Here is an 8,567-nt window from a genome sequence, read left to right as displayed (position 1 = left end):
CAGCGCCCCCGGCTGTCCAGGCCGGGGGCGTCGGCGTTCGCGGCACGCCGGGTGCGCGCCACGCCCCACAGGTCGGGCGGTAGGCCCCGGGACCTTTCGGGCGGGTGCGGGCATTGAACGTCAACTACGCTGCTGTCACCATCAGTTGGCCGATGCAGGACCGGTCCGCCGAGCGGGCGCGGATACGGGGAGGGAGGCGGCGAGGGTGCGGACGGCAACACGGATCGCGGCGGGGGTACTGGCGGTGGCGCTCCTCGCCGGAGCGGTATGGCTGGCCTGGACGCTGACCGCGGAGCGGATGAGCGCGGCCATGGGGCTGGGCCCGCCGGACGGCGTCGTCGTGGTGGAGGACTGCTACGAGGTGTCCGACAGCGAGGGCTACAACGACGGCACCAACTGCAAGGGCAGCTTCACCCCCGCCGGCGGCGGCGCGGACCAGGCCCGGCCCATCGTGGTACAGGACACGAGCGGAAAACACCGGGCCGGCACCCGGCTGCCGGTACGGCTGGCCAAGGGCGTGGCCCACGAACCGTCGGCGTCACCCGCCATCAAGTACGGTATCGCCGCCGCCATGATCCTCGTCCTGGGCACCGTGTCGGCCGGCTGGCTGCTGACGACCGCCTGGCGCGGCCACGCCCCGGAGGGCAGCATCCTGCTCACCAGCGCCGGCGTCGGGCTCATGGCCGTAACGGTCCTGGGTATCGCCGCCGGCCTGCTCGCCGGAATCGTCGCCCTGTTCCTCTGAGCCGGATCGGCAGCCCGTCATGCGGCAACCGCTCGCTGCCGCGACTCGGGCGGGCACTTCATCGGTGCGGCCACGACCGAGGCCCCCTTCATCCGACGGTCCCGCTCCGACAGCGATCGAGACGTCAGTCGCCATCGACACCGGCACGCCGGCGCAACGGGGGGACGACGAGCGAGAGAGCACCGATGGCAAGCAGGACCAGAGCTTGTATCGACGCGGTAACTGATCTGGCGTCGTGCAGTGGCCAGGCCCAGATGCCGGGCCTGTTGTGCACCAGACCGAAGGAGGCGCACAGGAAGGGGAACAGCGCAGTGGCCGCCGTGGCGACTCGCCCTCCCGCGAGCCAGCGGATGATGAGGGCGAGGCCGAGGTAGCCGGCGAAGTCGCGGGCCAGGGAGGTGGCGGCGCTGCCCGCGCCCGCCGTGGATGCCACGACGGCGGCCAGCGCGCAGACCACGACACATGCGGCCATGAAGACCGCGTCCCATCCGCCCACGGCGCGGACCGCGACGCGCTCCGCGACAGCGTCGGCACGGGCCTGGCCCTCCAGGATCAGGCAGACGGGAACCAGCGGAAGGAGCGAGGACATGGGCAGGTCGAACGTCAGCCCGCCGATCACCACCGGGATGGGGACCATCACGGAGTCGGCGCCGCTGCCCAGCAGGATGCAGGAGAGCAGGCCGACGGCGACGGCGGGCACGTACCTGATGCGCAGCCACCAGATCATCGGACCGCCTGGAAGGAGGGCGCGCCCGGCTGATGGTACTGCGCGGGGTCCAGGACCGGCTTGACGTCGCAGCGACCCAATGTGTCCGCGTTCTTCCGGAACCACGCGAGCTGTTCACCGTGCGGGAGTGTCATGACCTGACGGGCGATCTGCACCTCCTGTGGCCGGTAGCTGCCTTCGACCGCCCTGGGGGTGACTCCGGCCGTGAGCTTCAGCCAGGACGACAGTGGGGCGACCGCCTCCACGCCGGGCCAGCGGGCGAACGACTCCTTGGCGCAGTCGGGAGCCCCGTTGGGGATGTACCCCAGCGCGACGAGTGATTGCACCTCGTCCTTGCCGGGCCGGGCGGATAACGGTGCCACCGTCAAGGGCTGTGCCAGACCAACGGCTTGGAGACGCTGGTGGGCCTCGACCGCCCAGTCGGTGATGCTGGTGGCGTCGGCCCGCTGCTCGGGCCACAGGCACACCCGTGGCGCCGCCGTGGTGCAGGTCTGCTCGCTTTCCGGACGTGCTTGCGCCGCACGGTATCCGAGAGGTGCCGCGATCCCCGCCCCTGCCGTCGCCGTGGCCGCCAGTGCCAGGACGGCGGTCAGCCGGTAGTTCCCGCGCAGCCTCGTCCAGATCCAGGCGGCGACCACCATCCCGACAGCCACGACGGTCGGCGCGAGGACCGCCCGGGTGGCCGGCAGTTGGTCCAGCGCGCAGCACTCGGTGAGGTTCCGACCGTTGAGCTGACGGACCCAGAAGGCGTCGAGGGTCGACGGGTAGGCCATCCAGAGGAAGCTGGCGACGAGGGTCAGGGGCACGGCGAGCAGCCGCGGCAGGACATGTCCGAGCACGTAGCCGACCACGGCGTGCGCGAGGACGACCAGCAGTTCCAGGAGGATGACGACGGGGGTGGACCAGCCCGGAACCCCACCGGCCTGCGGAACGAACAAGGCCAGGGCGGCCAGGACGGAGACCGCGCCGAGGGCCAGGGTCGGGGCCAGAACGGAGAGGGCGATGGCGGTGGCGGAACGGGCGGGTGCCGTACCGAGGACCGCGGACCGGCGCACCTTGAGGCCTTCCCAGGCCCCGCAGGCCGCGACGGCGGGCGCTGTGAAGCTGAGCAGGAAGCTGCTCTGGGCCGTGACGGAAGGCCAGTAGCCGTCGGTGATCCAGCCGGTCATTCTGCCGCTGTACATCGCGATCCACACGAGCAGGACGGGCATGGCCCGCACGGCTGACGAGATCCGGAAGATGGTGCGCCAGGGCACGGTCACACCTCCCCGGTGACGATGCCGGCATAGGCGGTCTCGGCACGCCGTTCCGCGGGGACACCGTGCGGCGCGAGCGTCAGGAAGGAATCGATGGGCCCTTGATGACGCACCTTTCCCTGGTCGAGGACGACGACCGAGTCGTAGGTCTCGGCCAGGTCCTCGGTCTGATGAGTGGAGACGACGAAACTCGTGAGGTGGCGCAGCTCGCCGATCAGTTCCCGGAAGACTCCGCGCTGGACCGGGTCGAGTCCCGCCGTGGGCTCGTCCAGGAGCACGACCTGGGCGTCGTGTACCAGGGTCTGGGCGATCCCCAACCGTCGTAACTGTCCACCGGAGAGTTCCCCGCTGCGCCGGTCCGCGAGCGAGGTGAGCCCGACCTTCTCGATGGCCTGCCGGGACCGCTCCCAGGCCTCGCTCCGCGACATGCCCTTGAGCCAGCCCGCGTAGGCCGCCTGTTCCCGCACTAGCAGGCCGGGCACCGGCCGCACGTGCTGAGGGAGCCAGCCGACCTTCCGACGGTAGGCCTTGAGGTCCTTGGAACTGCTCGTGTCCAACCCGTCAAGGGTGATGCGACCGGCCTCCGGCCTGAGGGCGGAGGCGATCAGGCCCAGCAGGGTCGACTTGCCGGCGCCGTTCGGGCCGAGCAGCACGCTGCACCCTTCTCCCAGGCGGAGGCTGAAGGAGTCCAGGACTCGGGAGCCCTTGCGGTAGCCGAAGGAGCAGTCAGTTACTTGAACAGGCATGATCACCGATCCGCTTTGCATTCTGAGCTGGTGAGAGATGTGGCGCCGCGCCACCCGGACGCTTTCCCACAGACACGTGCAGCATCGGCTATCCCACCGCACGCCGGTCCGGGCGGTTGACACAGCCGGGGCATCCATGCGGGCGCCGGCACGTGTCGGAGCGTTCCTCCCCGGAGATGGCGACGGAAGCATGCTCACATCCGTTGATCTGCACCGTCTTCCTTCTGGAGGGCTCTGCCGCGAGGCCTGCTACGAAAGTTCGGATCCGATGATGCCGTACAGATCGGCGAGGGGCCCGGCTTCGGCCGGTGGTGCGGAACCGGGGCCCGGGCGCGGGCGTCCGTCCTTCTCGACGGCGGCCGGTGATCATGGCTGCCGGCCGCCGCCCTGGAAGGAGCACCGTGACGGACCGTACGTCGAAGAGCGCGTCGCCCGCCGGCCGGAGCCGTTGGCGGCTCGCCGCGCTGGTCGGGTGCGGGGTGCTGCTGCTGGGCCCGGCCGGGCTCGCGGTGGTGCGGCTGCTCGGGTGGGACGACGGCACGGTGCTGGCCCTGCCGATGGCCGGGCTGCCGTACGCGGCGCTGCTCAGCGTGCTGCTGCTGGCGGTGGTGGCGGTGCTGCGCGCACGGTGGCTGACCGGGGTCGCGGCCGCGCTGGTGGTGCTGCAACTGTGGTGGCTGGTGCCCCGGTTCGTCCCGGACGGGGCCGGCGCGCCCGCCGACGCGCCCCGGCTGCGGGTGGCGACCAGCAACAACTTCATGGGGCAGGTCTCGCCGAAGTCCCTGGTCGACCTGGTGCGCGAGCAGCGGATCGACGTGCTCGCGGTCGAGGAGCAGAGCGACTCCGCCGCCGACGCCCTGGACGCGGCCGGCATCCGCACCCTGCTGCCCCACCGGGAGCGGCCGGCCGGCACCGACACCGCGCTCTACACCCGGCTGCCCGTCGGCTCCACCGCCGACCCGGCCTGGCCGACCACCAACCTGACCGTCGACGTCGGCGGCCGCCCGGTGCAGCTCGTCGCCGTCCACACCTACTACCCGCTCGGCGACGCCCGCCGCTGGGCCGAGGACCTGCACGGCCTGCGCGCCGCCGCGCCCGGACGCAACCACAACGCGGTCCTGCTGGGCGACTTCAACGCCACCCTCGACCACAAGCCGATGCGCGACCTGATCGGCACCGGCCTGACCGACACCCACGAGGAGCTCGGCGCGGGCCTCTTCCCCACCTGGCCCCAGGACCACCCCGACTACCGCGTCCCGGCCGTGATCCAGATCGACCACGTCCTGCACGGGCCCGCGCTCACCGCCGTCGACGTCTCCGAGCACGCCCTGCCGCGCAGCGACCACCGGGCCGTGGTGGCCGAACTCGCCGTCCTGCGCTGAACGCCGACCCCGGGGAGCCGGCGGTACGGAACGCCCCGCACCACTGCCCCGGGGTCACCGACCAGCCGCCGGAGCGGGAACCACCGCCCCGCGCGCGATGCGGGCGCGGCCGTCGGGCGGCAGGACGACGAGGTACTGCCGGTCGGCGTCCTCCACCCGGGCCAACGTGACGGACCTGCCGACCGCCGCGAGCGCCTCGGCGGCCGGACCGGCCTCCTCCGTCATCAGATCGAGCCGGGTGTGGGACTGGAGGTCCGTTGTCGGGCCGGTGATCCAGATCGCGATCGACGCACCCCGGCGCAGCGCGGCGAGCAGGTCCGTGCGCAGTGGCGCGTCGTCGGCGTCCCGCAGGAGCAGGTCGTGCAGGCGTTCCTGTCCGCACGGCCGGGACGGCGCGGCCTCGGCAAGCGCCCGGCACTTGTGGCACGAGCCCGGGTACTGCGGCTCGAAGAGGTTCAGGAAGCGCCTCAGGTACCGGCCGCGGATCCCGCACAGGGTGCGGCCCGTGCCCCCGGCGTGCTGGACACCGGGCACGCCCAAGACCCCGACCGCGGGATAGTCGGCCGGCTCGCACGCGCCGGCGAACGACCAGGTGGGGCCCGAGGCGCCACTGTCGGGAGTGTCGATCATGCGGAGCAGCATGGCACGCCCGGGACCGCCTGTTCCCGCGCGCCCACCGCGAACTCCGGTCGGCCGTCCCGAAGGGCGCGTTCCACCCGGCCGAGCCGGCCCCCTGCGGCCACGGGTGCGTCGAGGACAACAGCTGCGCGGGGACGGCGGCGGCCCGGGTGAACACCGAGACCGGGAACCGGGTGTCGCAGTACTGGTTGCTGCTGGGCTTCCCCGGAATCCGTCCCGCCCGCCAGCGCTGCCCGGCGGTTCGGGACGCTGGAACGGCGACATGTGCCCTGAGCTGCGCGTTCGGCGGCGCCTGGAAAGCCGCGGCGGAACGAGCAGGGCACTGGAACGGGTTCCGGGACCGGGGAATTCACGGAACTGGCGCACGGGCTGACGGACCGTCCCGTCGCCCGCGCACGGCCGGCAGGCCGACCCCGGCCAGCGCCGCGATGCCGAGGGGTCCGGCGGGAGAGCGACTCCCTGCTCGACGTCGGCCGGATCCACGCCGCCTTCGTCACCGACACCCGAGACCGCGGCGAGACCCGCGGCCCGCTCGACCTCGTCCCCGCACCGGCGAGGAGCGCAGCGCGGTGCAGCCGGCGGCGCGTGCGTCCGGGTGCGGGGCTGTGGCCGACGAGGTCCCCGTGGGCAACGGTGCCCGAACCGACGGTGGCGAGCCGTCCAGGTTCGCACGGCCCACGGAGCAGGGCGGGAGGGCAGGTGAGAGCGGTTGGGGTGGAGAGCCATGCGGCGCCGGAGGGGTGACCCCTCCAACGGCCACCGCCAAGGCGGTGGCCCAGGAACGGCTTGGCGTGCTCCTGGACGGTGGTGGCCCACCGGCCGCGGCTTGACGGGACGCCACCGGGTCGCCGGGAGCACGGACGGTTCTGATTCCCGACTTCCGATCGCCCTCCATCTTTCCGGTTTCTCCGCAAACGACTGCTGCCTAGACCTCCGGATACACATGGGCTGGGGCTGGACAGGCATCTGCCACTATCGTGTTCCGAGGCGACAGCCCCTGGCGAATCATTCGATCGGAGTTTGCCCCCATGTGGAAGATTGCCCTCCATGTAAACGTCATGACCGTGACGATCGGCATGCTGGCGGCCCTCACCTGCGCGTTCGCCTTTGCGATCGCCTTACGCAAAAATAGGCGACTGATGGTGCGAATCTCCCAGGTAGCCACCGTTATCGCATCCGCCGTCATCCTCTACATCACCCTTCGGCCACAGGGCGGCTGGGGGAATATCGGCCACAGCGGTCGGAGCCTCAACCTCACCCCGGCCGCATTCCTTGACGATGCCGCGCAACCTCACAGCCTCGCCTGGGAGGAGCTCATCCTCAATGCGGCGATGATGCTCCCGCTCGGAGTCGTCGCGTTCACCGGGTTCAGTCGCCGCCTCTTCGGCCTCGGCTTCGGCTTCGCCCTCTCCGTCGCCATCGAATCGGTGCAGTGGCTGACCAAGAGCGGCCGCTCTTCCGACATCATGGACGTCGCGGGCAATACGGCCGGATACCTCCTGGGCGTTGCCCTGCTTCTCGCTGCGCACAGGATCCTCTCGCTGGGCACAGCGAACCGCACCCAGCAGAAGGACCGCGATGGAACGACGGTGACCCGGTGACCCCAGTGCCGCGGGAATCGAAATCACCCACTCGCCCGGCCGACGCGGTCGTCTGCGCACTCGCCGTCCCGGCGGGGTTGGCGCTGGGCGTCGTGGCCCTGGTCGCCGACACTGTCCCCGGTCAGCTCGGTTCCATTCTGTCGGTGGCCGCCAGCACTGGCGTCGCCTGGGGAGTGGGAGCCGGGATTCTGGGAGCAGCCTGTCAGAGGCTGCTGACAGCGGCCTGCGCAGGCGCGCTGATCATGGTCCTCGCCGTGCTCACCTACTACGGCGGGAACGCCGTAGTGCACATCAGACCCAGCGCCGGCAGCGGCTATCTGGTGGACAAGACTGGTTTCTGGGCGATGGTGGCGGTCGTCGCCGGTCCCGCCGCCGGCGCGCTTGGATGGCGGATCACCCATGGCACCGCCCTCGCCAAGTCGTTGGCCGCGGGCGTCCTGGGGGGCCTGGTGGTGGTCCAGGGCCTCTACGCCTGGAGTCCGACGCGGTCCTACATGTTCGGTGGTGACGCGACCGCACGAGTCTGGATCTCACTGCTGCTGATCGCCGCGCCGCTCGGGGGCGCCCTGTGGGTGAGTCGCGGCCTGAGGCCGGCTGCCGCCTTCGGCTCCTTGGTCTGCACGTCGGCGATCGGGTTCTTCCTGTGGAGCACCGCGCAGTCGCTCCACCTGCTCCGATCGTGGTGAATTCTGGCCGCCGGGCCAGAATTCACCTGCGACATATCACCCATAAACCCGCGCGGCCAAATCATGACATTCCATTTTCAATTCCGCAACACATCCCATCCGGCAAAAATCGGCATCTCGATACGGATATCATGATTCAAAAACCGGAATGATGGCCACCATTAGCGGGTCAACGCCGAGCCGTTCCAGCCAAGAGTCAATTCAGCATTGCGTGCACGATCACCGATTAATAAGGTCGATTCCGAAGCCCGATCAGGGCCCAGGAATACCAGGGAGAATCCCATGCGAAGCTTGACAAAGGCAGGAACGATCGCCGCGACGTCCCTGTTGTTACTCGGAGCGGGGGCCCTTCCCGCCGCCGCAGCAGAGGCGCCGTCGACGGGAGAGGCGCCGGCATCCATCCTGGACACCAGCAGGTGCACCAGCCTCAGCAACGGAACCCTCTGTGTCCGGATCAAGGACGCTCGATCGACCGTCGAGGTGACCTACTCGAAGAGCGCCGGAGGCGCTGTCACGGCGCGCTTCGGCTTCAACTACCAGGGCACCGACTACAACGATGCCGGGGCATTCAGCATCAACGCCGGGGAGACCAAGTCCTACGCCTGGCACAACCTCAACGTTCTCTGCAACAGCGTGGTGGGCTTCCTCAGCGTCACGGGCCAGGGACGTTTCCAAACCCCGGCGGTCAGCGACTGCTGACCCACGGTACTTCTACCACTCGGCAGACCTGACGCCGTCCAGCGTGGGACCGCCGTGACCACTGCCGCTCCCGGTGCATTTCGCAC

The 8,567-nt window shown here is 70.5% G+C and carries 9 protein-coding genes; 5 read left to right on the top strand and 4 right to left on the bottom strand.

Annotated elements, in window-relative coordinates; translation table 11 throughout:
- Positions 1–205 precede the first annotated feature (205 nt).
- A complete protein-coding gene (locus tag ACFU7Z_RS30500; protein ID WP_147408963.1) occupies positions 206–745 on the top strand; it encodes a hypothetical protein in 540 nt (179 codons plus the stop codon).
- A 124-nt stretch (positions 746–869) separates the two neighbouring features.
- On the opposite strand, the gene ACFU7Z_RS30495 is transcribed toward ACFU7Z_RS30500, so the two are convergent.
- Genes ACFU7Z_RS30495 through ACFU7Z_RS30485 form a run of 3 tightly spaced genes read right to left on the bottom strand, consistent with a single transcriptional unit; the run spans position 870 to position 3,474 of the window.
- Positions 870–1,472, bottom strand: coding sequence for a hypothetical protein (locus tag ACFU7Z_RS30495; RefSeq protein ID WP_380781039.1), 603 nt, complete (start codon positions 1,470–1,472; stop codon positions 870–872).
- A complete protein-coding gene (locus ACFU7Z_RS30490; RefSeq protein WP_380781037.1) occupies positions 1,469–2,728 on the bottom strand; it encodes a hypothetical protein in 1,260 nt (419 codons plus the stop codon). The genes ACFU7Z_RS30495 and ACFU7Z_RS30490 overlap by 4 nt, the downstream gene beginning before the upstream one ends.
- Positions 2,729–2,730: 2 nt before the next feature.
- Positions 2,731–3,474, bottom strand: coding sequence for an ATP-binding cassette domain-containing protein (locus ACFU7Z_RS30485; RefSeq protein WP_380781035.1), 744 nt, complete (start codon positions 3,472–3,474; stop codon positions 2,731–2,733).
- 401 nt (positions 3,475–3,875) lie between these two features.
- On the opposite strand from ACFU7Z_RS30485, the gene ACFU7Z_RS30480 reads away from it, so the two are divergent.
- The gene (locus ACFU7Z_RS30480) at positions 3,876–4,856 is read left to right on the top strand and encodes an endonuclease/exonuclease/phosphatase family protein (protein ID WP_380781033.1); all 981 of its coding nucleotides are present in this window, start codon (positions 3,876–3,878) and stop codon (positions 4,854–4,856) included.
- Between the two features lie 54 nt (positions 4,857–4,910).
- On the opposite strand, the gene ACFU7Z_RS30475 is transcribed toward ACFU7Z_RS30480, so the two are convergent.
- Positions 4,911–5,486, bottom strand: a complete 576-nt coding sequence (locus ACFU7Z_RS30475) for a hypothetical protein (RefSeq protein WP_147408964.1) — start codon at positions 5,484–5,486, stop codon at positions 4,911–4,913.
- 1,037 nt (positions 5,487–6,523) lie between these two features.
- Between ACFU7Z_RS30475 and ACFU7Z_RS30470 the strand changes: the two genes are divergently transcribed.
- The 3 genes from ACFU7Z_RS30470 (at position 6,524) to ACFU7Z_RS30460 (ending at position 8,481) form a co-directional block, all read left to right on the top strand.
- Positions 6,524–7,096 (top strand): VanZ family protein, encoded by a 573-nt coding sequence (locus tag ACFU7Z_RS30470; protein WP_380739710.1) that lies wholly within the window; start codon positions 6,524–6,526, stop codon positions 7,094–7,096.
- The gene (locus tag ACFU7Z_RS30465; RefSeq protein WP_143204698.1) at positions 7,093–7,782 is read left to right on the top strand and encodes a DUF6518 family protein; all 690 of its coding nucleotides are present in this window, start codon (positions 7,093–7,095) and stop codon (positions 7,780–7,782) included. Before ACFU7Z_RS30470 ends, ACFU7Z_RS30465 begins: the two co-directional genes overlap by 4 nt.
- Positions 7,783–8,064: 282 nt before the next feature.
- A complete protein-coding gene (locus tag ACFU7Z_RS30460) occupies positions 8,065–8,481 on the top strand; it encodes a hypothetical protein (protein ID WP_380739706.1) in 417 nt (138 codons plus the stop codon).
- The last annotated feature ends 86 nt before the right edge of the window (positions 8,482–8,567 follow it).

Origin of the sequence: Kitasatospora sp. NPDC057518, assembly GCF_042802075.1 — a bacterium.
In the GTDB taxonomy this organism is placed as follows: Bacteria; Actinomycetota; Actinomycetes; order Streptomycetales; family Streptomycetaceae; genus Kitasatospora.
This window is presented reverse-complemented; position numbering and strand designations above follow the sequence as displayed.